This window comes from Njordella aestuarii (assembly GCF_056494165.1).
Genome location: NZ_CM151397.1, coordinates 2,124,989 through 2,144,496, shown reverse-complemented (window position 1 = coordinate 2,144,496; position 19,508 = coordinate 2,124,989). Strand labels below are relative to the sequence as shown.

The 19,508-nt window shown below is 51.0% G+C and carries 16 protein-coding genes; 6 read left to right on the top strand and 10 right to left on the bottom strand.

Features of this window, described 5'->3' with window-relative positions; all coding sequences use genetic code 11:
* Positions 1-22 precede the first annotated feature (22 nt).
* On the top strand, positions 23-673 hold the full coding sequence (locus SH451x_RS08295) for a hypothetical protein (RefSeq protein ID WP_479361981.1): 651 nt from the start codon (positions 23-25) through the stop codon (positions 671-673).
* Positions 674-699: 26 nt separating this feature from the next.
* On the opposite strand, the gene SH451x_RS08290 is transcribed toward SH451x_RS08295, so the two are convergent.
* The 3 genes from SH451x_RS08290 to SH451x_RS08280 form a co-directional block, all read right to left on the bottom strand.
* On the bottom strand, positions 700-915 hold the full coding sequence (locus tag SH451x_RS08290; RefSeq protein ID WP_479361980.1) for a hypothetical protein: 216 nt from the start codon (positions 913-915) through the stop codon (positions 700-702).
* 1 nt (position 916) lies between these two features.
* A complete protein-coding gene (locus SH451x_RS08285; RefSeq protein ID WP_479361979.1) occupies positions 917-1,390 on the bottom strand; it encodes a PIN domain-containing protein in 474 nt (157 codons plus the stop codon).
* Positions 1,391-1,463: 73 nt separating this feature from the next.
* Positions 1,464-3,551 (bottom strand): M13 family metallopeptidase, encoded by a 2,088-nt coding sequence (locus SH451x_RS08280; RefSeq protein ID WP_479361978.1) that lies wholly within the window; start codon positions 3,549-3,551, stop codon positions 1,464-1,466.
* A gap of 93 nt (positions 3,552-3,644) precedes the next feature.
* On the opposite strand from SH451x_RS08280, the gene SH451x_RS08275 reads away from it, so the two are divergent.
* Together SH451x_RS08275 and SH451x_RS08270 are read left to right on the top strand one after the other, a co-directional pair.
* Positions 3,645-5,393, top strand: coding sequence for a hypothetical protein (locus SH451x_RS08275; protein ID WP_479361977.1), 1,749 nt, complete (start codon positions 3,645-3,647; stop codon positions 5,391-5,393).
* Between the two features lie 53 nt (positions 5,394-5,446).
* Positions 5,447-7,306, top strand: a complete 1,860-nt coding sequence (locus SH451x_RS08270; RefSeq protein WP_479361976.1) for a sulfatase-like hydrolase/transferase — start codon at positions 5,447-5,449, stop codon at positions 7,304-7,306.
* 502 nt (positions 7,307-7,808) lie between these two features.
* Here the strand turns inward: SH451x_RS08270 and dinD are convergent.
* The 4 genes from dinD to SH451x_RS08250 all read right to left on the bottom strand — a co-directional run bounded on the left by dinD (position 7,809) and on the right by SH451x_RS08250 (position 11,878).
* Positions 7,809-8,654: a DNA damage-inducible protein D gene (gene dinD, locus SH451x_RS08265; RefSeq protein WP_479361975.1), complete on the bottom strand. Its 846-nt coding sequence runs from the start codon at positions 8,652-8,654 to the stop codon at positions 7,809-7,811.
* 302 nt (positions 8,655-8,956) lie between these two features.
* Positions 8,957-9,244, bottom strand: coding sequence for a hypothetical protein (locus SH451x_RS08260; RefSeq protein WP_479361974.1), 288 nt, complete (start codon positions 9,242-9,244; stop codon positions 8,957-8,959).
* Between the two features lie 386 nt (positions 9,245-9,630).
* Positions 9,631-11,241 (bottom strand): PH domain-containing protein, encoded by a 1,611-nt coding sequence (locus SH451x_RS08255; protein WP_479361973.1) that lies wholly within the window; start codon positions 11,239-11,241, stop codon positions 9,631-9,633.
* Positions 11,231-11,878 (bottom strand): PH domain-containing protein, encoded by a 648-nt coding sequence (locus SH451x_RS08250; protein WP_479361972.1) that lies wholly within the window; start codon positions 11,876-11,878, stop codon positions 11,231-11,233. The genes SH451x_RS08255 and SH451x_RS08250 overlap by 11 nt, the downstream gene beginning before the upstream one ends.
* Positions 11,879-12,096: 218 nt before the next feature.
* On the opposite strand from SH451x_RS08250, the gene SH451x_RS08245 reads away from it, so the two are divergent.
* On the top strand, positions 12,097-13,935 hold the full coding sequence (locus tag SH451x_RS08245) for an adenylate/guanylate cyclase domain-containing protein (RefSeq protein WP_479361971.1): 1,839 nt from the start codon (positions 12,097-12,099) through the stop codon (positions 13,933-13,935).
* Positions 13,936-13,973: 38 nt separating this feature from the next.
* Here the strand turns inward: SH451x_RS08245 and SH451x_RS08240 are convergent, their stop codons facing one another.
* Both SH451x_RS08240 and SH451x_RS08235 read right to left on the bottom strand, forming a co-directional pair.
* Positions 13,974-14,939: an ABC transporter permease subunit gene (locus tag SH451x_RS08240; protein WP_479361970.1), complete on the bottom strand. Its 966-nt coding sequence runs from the start codon at positions 14,937-14,939 to the stop codon at positions 13,974-13,976.
* Entirely contained in the window at positions 14,921-15,886 is a 966-nt protein-coding gene (locus SH451x_RS08235) for an ABC transporter ATP-binding protein (RefSeq protein WP_479361969.1), read from the bottom strand. Before SH451x_RS08235 ends, SH451x_RS08240 begins: the two co-directional genes overlap by 19 nt.
* Positions 15,887-16,058: 172 nt before the next feature.
* Here SH451x_RS08235 and polX point away from each other — a divergent pair, with 172 nt between their 5' ends.
* Positions 16,059-17,795 carry a DNA polymerase/3'-5' exonuclease PolX gene (gene polX / locus SH451x_RS08230; RefSeq protein WP_479361968.1) on the top strand — a complete coding sequence of 579 codons (1,737 nt, stop codon included), beginning with the start codon at positions 16,059-16,061 and terminating at the stop codon, positions 17,793-17,795.
* Between the two features lie 732 nt (positions 17,796-18,527).
* On the opposite strand, the gene SH451x_RS08225 is transcribed toward polX, so the two are convergent.
* Positions 18,528-18,887 carry a hypothetical protein gene (locus SH451x_RS08225; RefSeq protein ID WP_479361967.1) on the bottom strand — a complete coding sequence of 120 codons (360 nt, stop codon included), beginning with the start codon at positions 18,885-18,887 and terminating at the stop codon, positions 18,528-18,530.
* Between the two features lie 47 nt (positions 18,888-18,934).
* Between SH451x_RS08225 and SH451x_RS08220 the strand changes: the two genes are divergently transcribed.
* The gene (locus SH451x_RS08220) at positions 18,935-19,468 is read left to right on the top strand and encodes an IS4 family transposase (RefSeq protein ID WP_479361966.1); all 534 of its coding nucleotides are present in this window, start codon (positions 18,935-18,937) and stop codon (positions 19,466-19,468) included.
* Positions 19,469-19,508: the final 40 nt, after the last annotated feature.

The following is a 19,508-nucleotide window of genomic DNA, read 5'->3' as shown; positions in this document are numbered from 1 at the left end:
AACGAAACAAACCTGAGCCTCGATGCTTGATCATTTCACTTGGATTGTCATCCTCCTGCCCCTCGCAGTCTACTTTATCGTAATCGGCATCTATTCAAGCCGGCGCCGGCCATTGTTAGTTTCTGGAACGCGAGACTTGATCGCGCTGGGCATGGGTTTGGTCGGCGTGATGATGGTTGGACCGTTTACGCTGTTCTTTCCGCAAGCAACCTTTAATTTTCTGGGCGGCCGAGTTTGGTTCGGCTTAGCGATGCTCTACATGCTCCTGCTGTCGCTTATTGCACTCAGCCAACGACCTCGTATTGTCGGCTATTCCATGAAGAATACAAACCTGAAGGGCATACTTCACCATCTGGTCAGCCAGCTAGATCCCGACGCGACTTGGGCGGGAAATGCCTTTTACTGTCCGAATCTACAGATTAGTGGCGTCGTCGAGCAACATGCGTTTCAATCGACAGCTCAAATCGTCGCCAACTCGCGCCAGCAAAGTCTAGCTGGCTGGATTCAGATTCACAGCGAACTGGAACAGTTGATCAAACAACAACCCAAGAGCCGCATCTCGCTTAGCCCTTGGTTAGCAGTCGGCTTGGCAGTAGCATTGGTAGTCCTTTCGATCGTCACGCTCGCGCCCGACCAAACCGTATCCTCCATGCAAGAAATGCTACGGTACTAGCGGTTCGCTCATTAGTTTGTACGCATTCATCGAGTCTGTGGCGTTGCTCCAACATCGGGAAGCGGTTGATCGGCGACTTCGATGGAATGATTTGTTCGTCGCGTTTTCAGTACGATTCGTCCCGACTCTCTTTGTTCTTTTTGCAACCGAGCCACGAGTCCCTCTAAGGTGTCGCCAGATTCGGCGAGCAGTTGTTCGCGTATCGTGTGTAGTTCATCCAGAATTGACTCTGAGTTTTCCATCTCAATTACCACCCAAAAATTCCGCAGGTGTGCAAATTAGCATGCCCCTAATCCCTTCGTCATCCAGCAATTTGTAGACACGGGGCAACTCATGTGCGTTCGCTATGTGTTTGCAGTTAAGTGTCAACAAGTATTTTACTCCACCTAACGCTGCCGCTGCAACATGCAAAGCATCGGCGGCAGCCTTTTGCGGCATCATATGCCCTGACAATAAAAGTCCAGCCAATGCCTGGACATCACTGTCAATGTCTAAAAGCGGGAGGCCGGCTAGTAGTTTCAGTCTCTTAGCAGAAGCTGTCGGATCACCGCGAGACGATTCCTCAAGCGTCAACTGCGAAGTAACAAGGTCAAACTTTGGCCGTTCAGAGCTCCACCAATCGCGCGCTTGCTGTTGCAATGCGGCGGTCTGAATATCACGACTCGGCCAAGCCGTGGCAAAACTGACGATTGATGTCTCAATGTAAACTTTTTCCATCTGCGTATTTAATCAAGACGAACTATCATCCAACCTACATCCAACCTATCAATGTGCCTACAGTTTCTTATCACTACCAAATCCTAATGCGATCCTTCGGGGGAACATACATCGCTTCGTCAGGCTTAATCGTGAACGCTTCGTAAAAGCCATCCATGTTCGACACGATCCCATTGGCACGATATTGGCTCGGTGAGTGCGGATCGGTCAAGAGTCGTCTCCGCAGTTCTGGTTCGCGGTACTTACGACGCCAAACTTGTGCCCAACCCATAAAGAATCTCTGCTCTCCAGTCAGACCATCAATCACAGTGAACTTCTTTCCTTCCAGTGACAGTTGATAGGCTGTGAAAGCCGATGTTAGGCCTCCGAGGTCACCAATATTTTCGCCCAGCGTCAGTTCGCCGTTCAAGTTCGCATCGTCAAATGGCTTGTAAGCCCCATATTGCGCGACAAGCTTCTTTGCACGAGCTTCAAACTCTTTGCGATCCTGTTCCGTCCACCAGTCTCGCAAATTACCGTGTCCATCATATTCGCTGCCGCTGTCGTCGAAGGCGTGGCTGATTTCATGGCCGATTACCGCTCCTATGGCCCCGTAGTTTACTGCGTCATCCGCTTGCACATTAAAGAAAGGCGGCTGCAAAATCGCTGCTGGGAAAACGATTTCATTCATTAAAGGGTTGTAGTAAGCATTTACTGTTTGTGGCGGCATATGCCATTCGTTGCGATCAACAGGCTTGCCCAGTTTGCTTAAGTTGTAAACGTGTTCGAACTCGGCAATCGCCAAGATATTTCCAAACAAGTCATCGCGATTGATTTGAACCGACGAATAGTCTTTCCAAACATCGGGGTAACCGATCTTGGTAGTAATCATGCCCAGTTTTTCCTTGGCACGTTGCTTGGTCCCATTCCCCATCCACTCAAGACCATCAATTCGTTGGGAGAAAGCTCGCTTCAAATTGTCGACCAGTTCTACCATTCGTGACTTCGCGTCGGGCGAAAAATGCTCTTTCACGTAAAGCTGACCGACAGGCATGCCTAACAAACCATTGCAAAGCTGCACTCCGCGTTTCCACAACGGCTCTTGCTCGGTAACGCCGCTGAGTGCTTTGCGATGAAAGTCGAAATGCAACTGCACGAGCTCTTCGCTAAGCGTGTCAGCAAAGTAGTCGAGCAAATGGAAGGCACTATAAGCCTTCAGGACTTCCAAGTCCGTTTCAGCAATCGCGGCATCCACGCCCGCAAAGAAGCTTGGCTGCCCGATGATGACCTCGCCTTCGGTCGGCAAGTCAACTATGGCGCTGTACTCGACCCAGTTTAGCTCGGGATTGCTCGACGCGAACTTTTGTACATCCATCACGTTGTGAGTGGCGATCGGATCCCGAAGCTCAGTGTTTGTCCACTGAACGGTTGCGATCTTCTTTTCGAATTCAAGGATCGATTTTGCAAGTTCCGCCGCGTCACTATAATTGGCCTTGCCAAGCAACGCAGTCGAATAGCTCAGCAACGCACCTCGAAATGCGATGTAGCGCGGTTGATCTTCAAGATAGTAGTCTCGATCGGGTAGCGTTATGCCGGACTGAACGACGTAGGCAGCGTACTGTGTAGACTTCTTTGCGTTAGGCTCGACATAATAACCCATTGGGTTGTTCACCCCGATCCGGCTTAGCTGCGCGGCGAGGTTCGTCCACTCTTCTTTACTTTCTATGCTCCGAATGCTTTCAAGCAGCCCTTCGAGCGGTTCCATGCCAAGCTGATTTCGCAGCTCGATATTCATATATGAAGCGTATAAATCACCGGCCTGCTTGGCTATTTCGTCCGCCGCATCGCCCTTCTCCGCTGCGGCCTCAAGCAATTCGCGAACGTCCTGTTTGGCCGCATCGTCCAGCGCTGTAAACGCACCATAGTTGGACTGATCGCCGGGGATCTCCGTTTCCTGCAGCCATTTATCGTTTACATACTGGTAGAAGTCGGCACCGGGAGCAAGATCCTTGGAGACGTTCGTCAAGTCGATTCCAGACTGCTTGGAGGCCTCTTGGCCGACGGCCGCTGACGGGCAATTGGTCGCGGCGAACCACGCCAACATTGCGATCGTAGCTGCTGGCCGGAATAAACTTGCAAATCCCCTGTTTCTGGTCGACTTTTGAGCCGGACTGAATCGCATCGTTCACTTCCTTGGGTAAAATTAGTTATCACTGCAACGCGACAATGGAATCGTTTGCGACCGCATCTTCGCATATCGCTGAAGGCCAGAGTCTTGAAGACTAAAAATTTACCGCATTCATCAAAGTTTTCCTATGCGGTAACTGCGTGGGCTTTTTACGCAGCGAGTTTGGCTGCGGTTCGGCTTCCCCGGCATGTCCTAGCGGGACTTTGGTTATGTATTGCGATTATTCAGAATAGCCCGATCGTGCAACAGCAGGCGCTGGGGCAAGTTTCGACCGTAAACGAAAACCTACAGCAAAAGTTACTGGACGGTCTAGCCGAAGGCACGCTCACATCGCAACAAGCACAATCGATTTACGCAACGCTTGCCTTTCGAGGAAGTATTTCGGCACCGGATCGAATGCTTATTCGCGTTGAACCGAGCGACTCGAACGAAAGCATGCCACCTCAAGTTTCAATCGAGACGCTTCCCTCCCAGTGGCAGGGTATTTGCAGCGATGCCGACGTTCAGTCTGACGAATCGAGCAAATCAACTTCGCTCGATCTTCGTTGGGAACGTCCTAAAGACAAAGCCCTGCTGGCAACACGAAAAAATCGAAACGCTGTGCTCCTCCGCAGCCAGCACTTTCTCTTCGAAGTCGACACGCTCCCCAAAACATGGCAAGGCATTGTCCAAGAGTGCGAGTCGACCTATGCAGCGCTCGCAGCCATGCTTGAATTGAAAGATGACGCTCAACTGCTGAACGTCCAAGTGTTAAGAACTCGCGCGTCGTACGTCCGCCTGCTTTCAAAGGTGAGCAAACAAATCGAGCTCACGAATGGCTATTTTGATTCCACGACTAACACAGTCTACTGTTTTTGGGCCGAAGACACTGCGACTCGTTCAGCTCTGCGGCATGAGGTGACTCACCAGATCCTAGCAAATGTGTGGAGTCGAGGAATCACGATCGACTGGGCTCGCCAAACCGATTTCTGGGCCTTTGAAGCGATGGCGACTTATATGGAATCGCTTTCGTTGCGTCCGGGCGTTGACGAATCGTACATTATGCTGGGCGGTTGGGAGTCGCCGCGACTGCAAGCGGCTCGCTATCGCCGATTGCACGACATGACTTGGATGCCTTGGCCTCAACTGCGCGGGAACTCGCGCGATGCGTACCAACAGCCTGTGGACATTCAAATCCGTTACAGCCAAACGGCGGGGCTCGCCCATTATTTTTTCGATTCTTCTCGAGCATCACGAGAACAATTTTTACGATATGCCGAGAGTGTCCATCGCGGATCACCTGACGTTACGCTACTGGAAATCGCAAGCGATGATGAACTGCGAGCCGCCTATGATACATTTTTGCTCGGCGAACAATCCAACTTCCAATCCTACGCGCTTCAACCGCCACGTGCAGATCTTGTTCTATCGCGAACGGCGATTACGGATGAAATATTGGCGAAGTGGCCAACGTCCCATCGCAACTTTGAATGGCTCGATTTGTCTTTTACAAAAGTGGATGGACGCTTCTTATCCAATGAACATGCAACTTGGTCGGCTCGCCGGTTGAATATGGAGAGCACGGAAGCAGACGATGCGGCGTTCGACGCAATCCTGACCGTGCAAGGGATTGAGGAGCTGGACTTGTCGAATTGTAATGTGACGGACAGCAGTATAACAAAACTGCGAGCGATGAACGAGCTGCGGAAGCTTTGGTTGACAGGGACCACTGTCACGGACGCAGTACTTGAGCCGTTAGGATCGCTGCCGAATCTCGTGTACATCGATGTGCAAGGAACCGCAATCTCGCGAGAAGCGTGGCTTGCTTTCCAGAAGAGCCATCCTAGGATAAAATAGGCGTGCAGCCACGACTGCGATTTTGTCGCTATTCTACATCAGAAGGCACTGCCATGCTTCATGTTTTGAAACTTCTATGTGTGCTTCTGACTCTCGGAACGACTGAAGCGATCGCTTCGGCAGCTGACCTGCCTAACATTCTTTGGCTCACGAGCGAAGACCATGGCCCGGAAATGGGTTGTTATGGCGACAAACTTGCGAGAACGCCCAACATCGATGCACTCGCAGCGAAAGGCATGCTGTTCAATCGCGTCTGGTCGACCGCTCCGGTATGCGCACCGGCCCGAACGGCCATCATTTCTGGAGTTTACCCGTCCAGCAGCGGCGGACTGCACATGCGATCGATGGTCTCGCTACCGGACGAAATGAAACTTTACCCACAGTATTTACGCGAGGCAGGTTATTACTGCACCAACAATAGCAAGAAGGACTACAATCTGCGCGAGGTGGGCCAAGTTTGGGACGATTCATCCAACAAAGCTCATTGGCGCAATCGTCCGGCGGATCAGCCCTTCTTTGCAATTTTCAATTCGACAAAAAGCCACGAAAGCCAGATCAGAACGCGACCTCATCAAGCTATAACGGATCCCGCAAAGGTCCGCGTCCCGTCATATCATCCTGATACTCCCGAGGTGCGACAGGATTGGGCGCAATACTATGATAAGGTCAGTGAAGCAGACGCAGACGCAGGAAAGCATCTGCGAGAGTTGGATGAGGCTGGGTTTGCCGACGACACGATCGTCTTCTACTACGGGGATCATGGAAGCGGCATGCCGCGATCCAAACGTTGGCCTTCCAATTCGGGACTGGCTGTCCCTTTGGTCGTGTACTTTCCCGAAAAATGGCAACACCTTGCACCAAAGGAGTATTCTGCCGGTGGCAAGTCCGACAGAATGGTCAGCTTCGTCGATCTTGCACCGACTTTGCTGAGCATCGTTGGAATCCAGCCACCCGATTGGATGCAGGGACACGCATTTGCAGGCACGTATCAATCAGAGCCTCAGCCGTACTTGTATGGTCAGCGCGGTCGAATGGACGAACGAATGGATCTTGTGCGGAGTGTAACAGATGGGCGTTTCGTTTACTTGCGAAACTACTATCCACACGTATCTCAAGCGCAACGCGTTGCCTACCAGTTCGAGACACCGACAACGCGTGTTTGGCGCGATCTATTCAAGCAAGGGAAGACTTCGCCCGCGCAGTCGCAGTTCTGGAGTATCCCGAAAGCGTCCGAAGAATTGTACGATCTAGCAACCGATCCTGATGAAATCGTCAACCTAGCTGGTTCACCCGAACATGCATCGACTCTCGAGCGACTGCGGAACGCGAATCGACAGCACATCCTTGACGTTCGCGATGTTTGCTTCTTGCCAGAGCGCGAGATCCACACGCGCAGCCAAGGCCGTACGCCATACGAAATGGCGCGCTCAGAAAATGACTACCCGCTGGAACGAATTCTGACGATGGCAGAACTAGCATCCAATTCGGACACCGACGTAGTCGACAAGGTATTGCAAGGGTTCAAAGACAACGACAGCGCCGTACGTTTCTGGGCCGCACAAGCAATTCTGATGCGTGGAGAGAAAGCGGTTATGACTCATTCTGCGTTGCTGCAGAAGGCATTACAAGACGAATCCCAGAACGTGCAAATTGTTGCCGCCGAAGCGCTTGGCCAATACGGAAGTCCTGCTAATCAATCTGCCGCTCTGAATACGCTCAAGCATTTGTTTTCGCCAGCAGACAATGGCGTATTGGTAGCAATGCCAGCCTTAGCAGCGGTCGAATCGCTAGGCGAAGTTGCATCTCCACTCCACGGCCTTGTTGGGGACCTCAATCCCCAAGGAGAGTCGCCAGACCCTCGATACGACAGCTACGTTCCGAATCTCATCTCGAACATCACCAATCCACAGTAACCTCATCGGCAGTCGAAACGATGATGAACGTGTGAAGCCCACTATCGATTGGCTCCCGTCGGATCACGTCACCAATAACCGACAACTTCGCTTTTAATTTTTGCAAAACGCAATAAGTCAAAAGAAGATCATTTGCGCGGGATGCGACAAAGAGGTGAATAATTTTACCATCTGCCACTCCTTCGCGGCGTGTTCAACTCGGCATCGAAGTGATTCGGTTGAAAGCTTGCGGCTTACCGCCCCCCTTGGAAAGGGCAAAAAGCTTGCGCACCCTCTCAAACTTGCGAGTAATGAGCACTCTCGAATCATGCGGATTAGGGCTCCAAAGCACTAAGCCATGTCCACTGTATCAGCACGATAGCGGTTGGAGCGATACAGTACGACGCTATAAGAAACTTATACCCGATCAAATCTTCCTGAAGTACGAAACCTTGTATTGTCTCGCCAACTTTTCGAAGACGAAATCGGATTCAGTTCTCTTTTTAGGCAAAAGTACATACCTTTACGAATTGTCTAACGTTTCGGGATTTTTTAGCGACTTTCTCTCGTCAGATGTTAGGCGTCGCTCGACTTTCTTTACATCCTCCGACGCTGGTAAACTCTCGGGCCGAATGCCACGACTTAGTAGTGTTTGACGAACAGCTTCGTTGTTAGTGACGTGTTCACGCGATATTTGCGGTTCACTTGACATCTGCTTTTCGCGGGCGTTGTGGATCGTGATTTCGGTGGCAAAATCTTTTGCTTTGAGGATAATAGTGGGTGCGAAGTCGGCGAGTGGGCGAGTGTCCGGGACCTTCCACTGCGCTTTCATCACTTGAGTACTCTTACCAAACAGGGCATGATCTCCCTTGCTACGAATCAACGCGAAATCCTGATTTCCCCCAGTTTGTTCGAAGATGACCGCCGAAAGCTCTTTCTCTGTATTTGAAAGCTTTCGACGCGCGGACACACGTTCTGCCTCCAATAATCGCTGCTCGATTAACTCGGCTCTGCGAGTCTGGATAGCAAAGTAGGTTTGGGCGAACGCTACTTCTTGCTTGGACGGGTCCCCGTTTTGAGCGACTAGGTAACACGCATAGCGAGTTAACATGATGTCCGGAATTTCCCGCTGTCCTCCTGAACCAAGTTCGACCATTTTGCCGACGTCGGCAAAATGGTCAGCAACTTCATGTCCTGAAAGTTCACAGGCCGTTTTAGCCTTTCCAACTACGTTCGAGAAGTTATCCCACTTGGTATAGCCCAACAAAAATTGTAGATCGCGGGCCAACCAGTATTCAATGCCGCTCTCGGTTTGCTGGGCGTGACCCTCGAAGGTTGCTGTCAAAGTTAGAATTTGATTGTTCTCCATTTTGAACTCCTATCCTTCTAACTATATATCTGACTGAAACAGACCGCTGAATTGAAGTCGTTTTCGTAAAAAAAGACAAAATGCCCACGCCGCGATTGTACAGCAGGTTGTGTCTCTCCGAGCAACTTTGCAATGCAAATTTACGAGGGAAACAAAATCATCCTGGCGTCTACTTAGATTCGACGAAGTCTACGCCGACACGACGAAACTAAGTTCGATATCAAACCAGTCTGTTATCGAACATCGCGAACCACAGTAGATTCAGGGGAGACAAATCGCTAGTCGATCTTATTGGCGATTTCTCACGCTTTCTGGTTCAGTGCTTTCCAAACGGCGCTGATTATTGCTAGGTAAGTCAGAATAACAAGCACGTTTAGGCCCATCAACACTCCAGACGTCGTTGCGGTTGAAACTTGAAACTGACCACCTACCAGGAGCACGAGCTTTTTCACGAGATAAGCAATTGCGAGCAACAAACACAACGATGCAAAAGGGATACTCGCGATCTTACCGGAAGACGCCCCAATGACGCGCGAACGCCTTAAAAATCCAAGCGTGGCGACGAATGCGATAATTGAAAGAAGAAGCATTTTTAGGAGTCAAATTTGTTACTTAAAAGGTAGCCCGCCATTGCTCGGCACTGGACGCTCGAAAGGGATACTACACTTTGACAGCTCGACACCAACGTATTGGATAGGAGCAGTCTTCTTAGTTGAGCAGTTTGGCTTGAACAGCCATAGCAGCAAACTTCGAAACCACCTACGCGGTATGTTGCCCGACTGAGCTCGCCTCGGTCGAAACTGGATCATAACCAGCCTAACGCATTACTGCCTTTGTGTCACGACTGGGCTTGTCCCAGTCGAACGATGATCCAATCTCTGCGGTTGGAATCATAAATCCACCAAGACAAGCTTGGTGGTGACTTCAAACCAATAGTTACTATATCACGCAAAAACGACCCTGCCGCAGTATCGCATCACCTAGTATTGGCTGATGGAAGTGTTTCGAATTCGGCTTGAGCAAAATCGGCGTCTAGCATTCGTACGACGATGCGATGATTGGCAGGTCCGGCTCCTGCAGTGTCGACTGCGAGCGATGCCATTGACCAACGACGATCCAATGGGGATTGTTGCACAGCAAACGATTGGACCTTATCTAGAAACGTCGTCGAGAACTTTCGATCCAGCACTCCTGAGCGAAAAAAGACTTGATTCGCTCCTCGGGCGTAACGCATCGACTTCGCTTTTTTATTGGCATACCAAATCGCTAGCGGTATCGCGAACAGCAAAATCAAGCCGCCCCAAGGACGAAGAGCAATTCCAACCGACAACGATGCTGCGATCGCAACGAGTACTCCAATTCGACGCAGTCGTTTCCCAGCTCGTGGCGATAGCGATTTCCAATCCAGCAACTCCTGCTTCCACAAGATCCCTGGCCTCAGTTCCTCTATAACGTTAGGCAGTTTCGCTTCCGCGATGATCGGCACAAACCAACGCCGCCCAATCGACGACGAAGCGTCCTCCGACTTGCCAGCCCCGCCCGCAGTCTCAACCCGGATCGTCGCCAGCTTAAAGAATCTTTGTAAAACAGACTGTTGAACGCTGATCAACTGGATGCGCCGTCGAGGAATCGTTGCCGACAGCTGCGTAAATAAACCACATCGAATGCGAAGGTCATCATCGGTCAGCTCCAATCGATAGTTATAAAACCTCATTACGTACCACGCAATCGAGAAGGCTTTGACTACAAACACAATGCCGATGAAGAGTGCCGGAATCACGACAACCCAAGATGCCGACTGCCAGAGCCCTTCCAGCGTTCTTCGCACCGATTCGCGAGCGTCCCACCAATCGATTTGGAACAGCAGGCCGAAAATCACACCAAACAACACGATACCGCGGTTGCTGAGCAGCCCGGCTAAAACTAAATCTTTCAACGATAGACTCAACAAAGTCTTTGTTGCCAGTTCCCTTGTATCGCCTGACTCAGTTCTTGCAGCTAAAGCTTCGGAGACCTGGCCGACGTCAGTATAACCATCGCTAGGTTGCGAGTGTTTTACCTCGCCAGTTGACCTGCTTTCGCGTCGATGCAGTCGCAGCGATCCGACCTGACTCTGCAACTCCTGCACATCATCAAGCGAGATTACCCGCAAGATCGCCTCAGGCTCTTTCCCCGAAGCCGTCTCGATTCTCACTTCGGCTACTTTAAAGATGCGATGTAGCACATTCTGCTTTAGATCGATATTCTGAATTCGCTGAACGGGAATTGTACGGTGCTTTCGAAATAGTATCCCTTCATCAACGATCAGGTCCTCACCTTGCAGGTGATACCGAATTGAAACAAATCTCAAAACTGAAAAAAAGATGTTGATCAAAACGATAAATGATGCAATCACAACGCCAAGCTTCATGCCTTGGAACGCTGCGTAGCCGCCAAAAAGCAAGGGTACAAGCACTGCTCGAAGATGTGCAAGCGAATCAAACAAAATCGACAGCGGATGCAGCCAACGTGGCGATGTGATCGGATCGGCTCGGTTCATCGGCACCGGCAGCGTCGATTGGTCGTTGATATTAGGATCAAACGGCATCGTTGAACTCCCGATCTTCAACTAGGGCGTCGCGAAGTCGTTCTGCGACAGCGCGGTTCAGTCCGCTCAGTTCCACCGATGCGTTCTCCGTTCCGGCAGTATGAATAATCAGATTTGCGACTTCAAAATTTCGCATCAGCGGGCCTTGGTGAACGTCCGCATGTTGCACTCGTGAACGAGGAATCGTAATTGCCTTGCGCCAAAACACACCCGATCGAACAGTCAATCCCTTGTCTGTCAGCAGCCAACCGGCTGCTTCATATTGCCAGCGTGGGAAGACATGTGCCAACCACGCGAGGCAGACCGATAGCACAATGATTACACCAAGAAGTATTCCCAACCCTAGCGGGACCAACGAACTTGCGTAGGCGATCAACCAAGCGACAACCCCGATCCCCGTAAGTACTAACCACACGATCCAACCGGTGATACGCTCAAGCTTGATAGAGTTCGGATCGCGCTTTTGATAGCCGTTCAAAACGCTTTCTGCGATTGAGCTGACTTTCGAAGCACTGCGGCTGGCGGGATCCGAATTCGATGTTGTTCCGTCGTTTGGTTCGTCATCACGCATCGCAGCTTGCGAAATTTCACTGGAAGTGGAACGATTTGGAAGGGAGTGTGGCGTGTGTTCTTCCATTGGATTCTCGATGATTGTCATGCCCCATGTTCGTTCTGTTCCAGTTAATCTTGGTGATTGTAACTGATAACATCAAGTGAATACGTAGCTTGCAAATTTCTTAACGCAGAGTGTGCTTTACTGCAGGATATTGACCAAGCGATACAAAAAATCCCACAATGTTGTATCATTGCGGCTCGTGATTGCGTTGTCTTGACGGAACCAATGGTCCCAACTGTATGAGTCTTTCTGAGCAGAAGCCTGTAAGAATTCGCGTCCACTTCGGCGGCCAACTGTGTGCTGACGTCGCAGTGAACCGACAGCTGCAAATCGGACGGCAGCGTGCTGGCGAGGCCTTGCCGTTCAACCACAGTGCTGATGAAGAGCGTTTGATTCTAGCGCCATTGGACAAGCTTACGATCTCGCGTGAGCACCTATTGATCACTTGTAACGAAACCGAGTCGGGCCCTAACGCGCGCGTGCGAATCAAAAATTTGAGTCGCTCGCAGATGGTGCACATATCAAACCAGCCATCGCTTCCACCGCTCAGCTCCATCGAAATCGACCTTCCGGCAAGCGTTCAGGTCGATGAGTACACGATCCAGCTGTCGGATGCGGACGACCAATCTGAACCGACCTCCCGTGAACTGCAGCAAGGTTTTAGTGCGAAGGACTTGCGACAAACATCGTTGTTGCAGTTTTCTTCCCTGCCGCAGCTCTCGTCAGATCAACTGCTCCATTGGCTGAACGAAACGATGCAAGTCTTGCGAAGTGCCGCTGGTAGAAGCGATTACTGGGAACAAGCCGTTGAAGCTGTCGGGCAGATCATTGGACTTGATACGATTGTTGCCTTACGCAGGCGTGGTTCCGAGTGGATTGTGGAAGCGGTGAACGAACGCGCAAGTCGTTTTCTGTCGACCGGTCAGAAGCAACCTAGCAAGCGTATCCTAGATCGCATGCTTCAGTCGAAAGAAACGATCCGTGAATTGCCAGAATCTACTGATTTGCGAGGAAGCTTGATCGGGATTGAAACCATCGTGGCCTCTCCAATTTTCGATTCCGACAATGAGATCATTGGCGCGATCGTGGGCACGCGTGAATCGCAACCGACGAAATCGGGGCCGCAAATCTCCGACCTGGAGGCGGCTATGGTGGAAGTCATCGCGGGAAGTACTGCGACGGGAATCGCTCGCGAACACGAGGCACGCAAGGCAATCGAAACGCGAATTCAATTCGAACAATTTTTTACACCGGAGCTTGTCCGGGAGCTTGAACGTAACCCATCAATGTTGGAGGGACAGCAAGCGGAGATTACGGTTCTATTTTGTGATGTTGTCCGCTTTAGTTCTATAAGCTCAGCCCTGGGCTCCCGAACAGGACTGCGATGGATCAGCGAAGTAATGGACTATCTGAGCGAGACGGTATTTCAACAACAAGGTGTTGTAGTCGACTACGTCGGTGACGAGATGATGGCTATGTGGGGCGCCCCGCAAACGCAAGTCGATCACGCGGCTCGCGCATGCCAGACTGCCGTCGATATCTTTGCTGTGCGCGCCGAAATCGATCAAAAATGGCTCGATATCACAGGCGAACCGATCGACTTTTGCATCGGAATTTGCTCCGGGTCGGCAACCGTCGGAAATACTGGTTCGCGTCGAAAGTTCAAATACGGCCCGCTTGGCAATACCGTAAACATAGCGAGCCGCCTTCAAGGTCTTGCTAAACACTTAAGTGTTTCTGTAGTGATCAGTGAAGCAACTGCGAATGCTATTAAGGGGACAGACCGACTCACACGTCCACTTGGTCGAGCCAAACTAGTCAATATCAATGATGCAGTTGGAACGTTCGAACTTTTTACGAACCCGGACGAAGCTCAGATCGAGTTGGCCCGCAATTTCGAGTCCGTCGTCGAATGCTTGAAAGGTCAGAAGATTGAGGAAGCATCAAGCTTATTGAGCGAACTTGCGGTCAAATACCCTGACGATGGGCCGGTGGGTAAAATGTTGGCTCAACTGCAGGCATTCGAGCCCAATCGGGATCACTTGTGGGGATTTGCTGCGAAAACGCCTGAGATATGAGCGTCAAAGATCGGGAACTCCAGACGCATTTCAAACACTTAGACCGGAGCGGGCAGGTCGCGTCTCGAGAAGGCGAAGATTGCTAAGGCATAGCAAACTAGTCCCAGCGTTAAAAGGATGGCGCTGAAACCCGCAGGACCGGGTATGAAGCCTAACCAATCTTTAGACTTGATGAAGAAAGCCGAGGGTTCAATATCTAAATGCGTCGTCGCATGCACGATCCAATCTGGTTGATACGCACTGAGGAAACTGAAGGGGATCAAAAACCGAGTCTTCAAAGTCGATTTTCCTAACACGAACAGCAGTGCTTGTAAAATATAGATACCAATGACAATCCCAATCGTCCTCCATCGATATTGGTCGATTGAACTTACTAGCACCGACAAAGCGAGCACAAAGAAGCCTAGCGCGAACAGGTTGAGCGTGGGGGCAATAAAATCTGCAACGTTAACAAGCTCCGTGAGTGGTGCCATTCTACGCACTGGTTCTGTTCCCCACAAACCAGATACGTCGATGCCGAAGATCTCGGTCGAATTGGGTTGCTCAACTACAACAGTCGAATTTGTGTGGATGCCAGCAAAAATGCCTAGGAACGCAGCCATGCACAAGATTGCGAGCCCCAGGACGCTAACAATTCCATGCGCCAAAATAAGGTTGCGGCGCTTAATCGGTTGCGACAGTAACATTTCTAACGAACCACGATTAAGTTCACCACTCACAACATCAGACCCGCGACTGATGGACCACGTTAAGATGCATAACATCAAAATCGGCTCGGCGAAAGAAAGTCCGATGACTCCCTCGTAAGTCAAAAATTGTTCGAGCGGCACGGGTGAAAATTTTTCGAAGATCCGAATCTGATCCAGTAGTGGCTGAAAGCCACTCAATTCAAACTGCGCGACGGTCCAAATCCTGACCCATGTAAACATGAGCAAAATGATCGACGAACAGAGCAGCAGCAACCAAGAGTCGCCGGCATATTTTCTTAACAGGATGTTGAACACGATGCGTAAACCGCTTGAAGTCCCAATGGGGCAATGTTAGAAAGTCGAAACTGGTACTGCTGAAGCAATCGAATCGCTGAATCTAGATCCAACTGATCGACATCTAACTCGAATTGATGCACACCGTTAGAGCTGGCTTGCATGGCTAGCCCTGCTGGCAGTGTGTAGTTCAGCGTGGCGGGTTCACCAGGATGGCTCGCACGGATTTGATAGACTTGGCCAAGCTTCTTTAAGTCGACTTCACGACGGACCTTGCCGCTGCGGACGATCGCGGCATGATCGCAGATCTGTTCGATCTCGTCCAAGATGTGCGACGAAAGCACGACGGTTGCACCTCGCTGATGCGACTCCTGAATCAACGTGAGAACTTCGCCGCGAACATTCGGATCAAGGTTCGCTGTCGGCTCATCTAACACAATCAACCGCGCGTCCGTCGAAAGCACACTCGCGATCGCCAGCTTTTGCCGCATACCGGTCGACATGAACGCCACGTAACGGCTCAGATCCAGGTCGAGGCGTTTTGCGATTTGATGAGCGCGTTGCAAGTTCCCATGTGGATGAACGCGGCAAAAGAAATCGAGCACCGCTTTGCCTCTCATCATGCGAAACAGTTTAGCTTCCGCAGGAAGATAGGTCGTCATGGCACGAATTGGCAGTGAATCGAGCTGAACGTCTTTGCCAAATATCGAAGCCTTGCCGCTTGATGCACGGATGTACCCGAGCAACGTCCGCAGTAACGTCGTCTTTCCGGCACCATTGGGACCAAGCAGTCCGAACACGATCCCAGCCGGCACTTTCAGTGAAAGTGCATCCAAAGCACAGTAACCTTTGTATCGCTTGGTAAGTTCACAAGCTTCAATAGCGATGTCGACGGTCAAGATCTGCTGGCCTAAGTCGTTGTATGAAGTACCGCATTTTAAACGGCGTCGGCTTGCACATTCTCGCAAGCACTACCGCCCTAAAGGCGGGACTACGAACAAAATGCAAATGTTTGTAGCACTATACCAACAAGACCAGTTTCACAATATTCCATTGACGCCCGTGACCCTTGCGGATAGCTCTGAAAACGCTCGAATAGAGGGAACTAACTTTTGAATTCAATTTTGCTGGCGATACGAGATGACGATTGAAAACTCTACTTTTGCAGAACATTTTGAAGAGATCGCGGACTGGTTGGAGATCCAAGGTGAAAATGCCTTCCGCATCCGAGCTTACCGCAACGCCGCACAAGCTATACGCGAACTGCCGTCGTCGCTAGCATCGATGATCAAAAAAGGAGAGGACGTCTCTGAGATCAAGGGCATCGGTTCCGCTGTCTCGGAGAAATCGAAAGAGTTGCTCGAAACAGGGAAGATCAAAGCTCTTGAAGAATTGCGGGCGAAATATCCCGCGACGCTGTTGCCGCTGCTGTCGGTTCCAAGTCTTGGTGCGAAGAAAGTGGGCATTTTATTCGAGCAACTAAAAATCGTCGACTTGGCGTCACTGAAGGCAGCGGCGGAAGCTGGCAAGCTGCAAGGGCTGAAGGGTTTTGGCGCCAAGACGGAACAAACGATCCTGCATGGTATTTCGATTGCCGAAGCCGCGGCCGAACGAATGCGAATCGACAAAGCGACAGAGCTAGTAAACGCTCTCCGCGACTATCTTTTGCAATGCAACGCGATTCAGAAGCTTGAGTTCGCGGGAAGTTTCCGCCGCGGACGCGAAACAGTCGGCGACATCGATATCTTGGCAGTTAGCGAGAACACGACGGACGCGATGGACTATCTGGCTGCCTTCAAAGACTTGACGGAAGTCTTGCAGCGGGGAGACACGAAGATGAGCGTACGGCTCAAGTCTTCTTTCCAAGCGGACTTGCGGATTGTGCCAGCCGAATCATGGGGAGCCGCTCTACAGTACTTTACGGGTTCCCAAAAACATAACATTCGCGTTCGCCAGATAGCGAAGGGCAAGGGCTACAAGCTGAATGAGTATGGACTGTTTCCTACCGAGATGCCTGACCAATCGGCACCCTGCGAAACAGAAGAAGCGATCTATCGTACACTTGGATTGCCATATATTGCTCCGGAGTTTCGCGAGGGCAGATTCGAATTCGACAGTGAGTTTGAAGATCGCTCGCAGCAAACAATCAAACTTGAGGATATCCGCTGCGACTTGCATATGCATACGACAGCGACTGATGGTACGGAGTCAATCGAGAGCATGGTGGCAGCGTCCAAGCGAAAAGGTTACACGCATATCGCCATAACCGATCATAGTAAACGCGTGTCGATGGCCAACGGCCTAACGGCGGAACGTGCGATTGCACAATGGAAGGAAATCGATGCGATCAACGCTGCCGATGACTCGGGATTTCGGATCTTCAAAGGGATCGAATGCGACATCTTGGAGGATGGAACGATGGATCTTCCGGATGATGTTCTGGCGCAAGCTGACTGGGTGTTGGCGAGTGTTCATTACGGGCAGAAGCAGAGCCGCGAAAAGATTACTGAACGCATTTTAAACGCCATTCAGAATCCTTACGTAAAGGCCATCGCACATCCGACTGGAAGATTGATTGGACGTCGCGATCCTTATGAAGTCGACTTGGATGCGGTGATTCAGGCGGCTGCGGAACATCGCAAAATCCTTGAGATCAACTCGAACCCCTATCGGCTGGACCTTTCCGACGTACATTCGATGTCCGCCAATGCGGCTGGCGTTCTGTTCACGATAAACACCGACGCGCACTCAATCGACAATTTGGAATTGATGCATTTCGGTATCCAACAAGCTCGGCGAGCAGGAATCGCCGCCAAGAGCGTAATCAATACCTGGTCGCTCGAAGAATTCGCGAAGTATATTCGGGTGTCGCTCTAGAGCTTCGAATCGTAAGGGCGGGATCGAGGTTTTCGTGATGGACGGACTGAAGGTCCATCTTACTTGTATTGTGGACGGACTACAAAGTCTTTTTATCACCAAATCTTTACTTAACCCCACGAGCTCGTCTCATGGGTGAATAAGGCTGGTAAGTTAGACACCGAAGCCCTGCCCATCCACCGAGTTTAACTTGTTCTCGCCGCTTGAAATGGCGAGCACTAGTTGAACTCGGGAGATTGAAGGCAGAAGAATAAATCGCTGCCTTCATTCTCCTGCCTTCATTCTCCTGCCTTCATTCTCCTGCCTTCATTCTCCTGCCTTCATTCTCCTGCCATCTTTCTTTTGCTTTCATTCTTCGCTGCATCTCGCGCTACGAAGTAGCGGCATTCTCTAGCCTGGGGTGGAGCTGGGGCACGAAGCGGAACCCCAACACGTCTTGGAATTGGCAGAAGAATGGGGGGCAGAAGAATGAATCGCTGTTTTCATTCTTTTGCCTTCATTCTTTTGCCATCTTTCTTTTGCCATCTTTCTTCGCTGCAACTCGAGCTACGAAGTAGCGGCATTCACCAGCCTGGGGTGGAGCTGAGGCACGAAGCGGAACCCCAGGTTACCAGACACCGGAACTCTTGAGCTGCGAAGCTGCGCCATTTATTAATGCAAATTAAAAAGCGAAACAGGTAAGTTCGTTCTGGTTCGCGTTTAACGTACCACGTTACTGATCGTAAGCGCAAACTAACTGCCCGCAAAGCAACTAGCGGCGGCTCTTTGGCCGCGAGACCATGCACGACCACTTCGTTCGGCTTCGTTACGCATACTCGCTGGCCGGCCAGCACTCTTGCCAAAGTACTTTTTGAAATTCCACACCAGATCGCACCACATCGATGACTCAATACCAAGCCGCTGCAAGATAGGCTTGAGCCCATCAGGAACCGAACCTCGCTTATCGGGCCGCCCCTGACGCCCTGTCCAGTCAAGCAGCGATAAGTAATCCGCCAGGGACATCGGCAAGAAGCCTTTGTCACTCGCCCTCACTCCAGACTTGTTTGCATAGATTCCCGACGCCTTACGTTCATCGACACTAAAGACCGCCAACCATGCATCACGCAGAATACGCCCCCCATTCTTTTTCCTAAGCGGTCTTGGTTCGAGAAACGAAACCAACCACGAGCGATGGACCGATTGAGTGGCTGTTGCTGACCAGCTTGCCCATCTCGACGCGAGAGGAAGTCGAACTAGTCATTGAGTACTACCTACAACGTTGGATGATCGAATTGTTTTTCAAAGTGCTCAAGAGTGGCTGCAAGATTGAGTCACGACGTTTTGAGCACATGGATCGGTTCTTACCAGCGTTAGCGTTGTACTTGATCGTGGCATGGCGCAGTCTTTATGTGTGTCGGATGAGCCGCACGCATGCCGAGAAGCCTTGTTCGCATTTGTATACCGAAGCGGAATGGAAGAGCGTTTGGCAAGTGGTCAAACGGAAGCCACTCCCGAAGAAGCCACCGTCGTTACTTGAGATGACGCAGTTGGTCGCGCAGCTTGGCGGATATGTAAATCGCAAGAACGCCGGTCCGCCTGGTCCACAGACAGTATGGCTTGGCCTTCAAGCGATGTACCTAATCGCCAATTGCTGGCAAACCTTCGGCCCCGGAGCTACTGAAACTTGTGTGTAACAACGAGGGCCGCGGCGGACGATTCCCCATTGTCAAGCCG

Coding starts and splice junctions, on each gene's coding strand:
- SH451x_RS08295 (WP_479361981.1), top strand. CDS start 23: ATGCTTGATCATTTCACTTGGATTGTCATCCTCCTGCCCCTCGCAGTC.
- SH451x_RS08290 (WP_479361980.1), bottom strand. CDS start 915: ATGGAAAACTCAGAGTCAATTCTGGATGAACTACACACGATACGCGAA.
- SH451x_RS08285 (WP_479361979.1), bottom strand. CDS start 1,390: ATGGAAAAAGTTTACATTGAGACATCAATCGTCAGTTTTGCCACGGCT.
- SH451x_RS08280 (WP_479361978.1), bottom strand. CDS start 3,551: ATGCGATTCAGTCCGGCTCAAAAGTCGACCAGAAACAGGGGATTTGCA.
- SH451x_RS08270 (WP_479361976.1), top strand. CDS start 5,447: ATGCTTCATGTTTTGAAACTTCTATGTGTGCTTCTGACTCTCGGAACG.
- dinD (WP_479361975.1), bottom strand. CDS start 8,654: ATGGAGAACAATCAAATTCTAACTTTGACAGCAACCTTCGAGGGTCAC.
- SH451x_RS08260 (WP_479361974.1), bottom strand. CDS start 9,244: ATGCTTCTTCTTTCAATTATCGCATTCGTCGCCACGCTTGGATTTTTA.
- SH451x_RS08255 (WP_479361973.1), bottom strand. CDS start 11,241: ATGCCGTTTGATCCTAATATCAACGACCAATCGACGCTGCCGGTGCCG.
- SH451x_RS08250 (WP_479361972.1), bottom strand. CDS start 11,878: ATGGAAGAACACACGCCACACTCCCTTCCAAATCGTTCCACTTCCAGT.
- SH451x_RS08245 (WP_479361971.1), top strand. CDS start 12,097: ATGAGTCTTTCTGAGCAGAAGCCTGTAAGAATTCGCGTCCACTTCGGC.
- polX (WP_479361968.1), top strand. CDS start 16,059: ATGACGATTGAAAACTCTACTTTTGCAGAACATTTTGAAGAGATCGCG.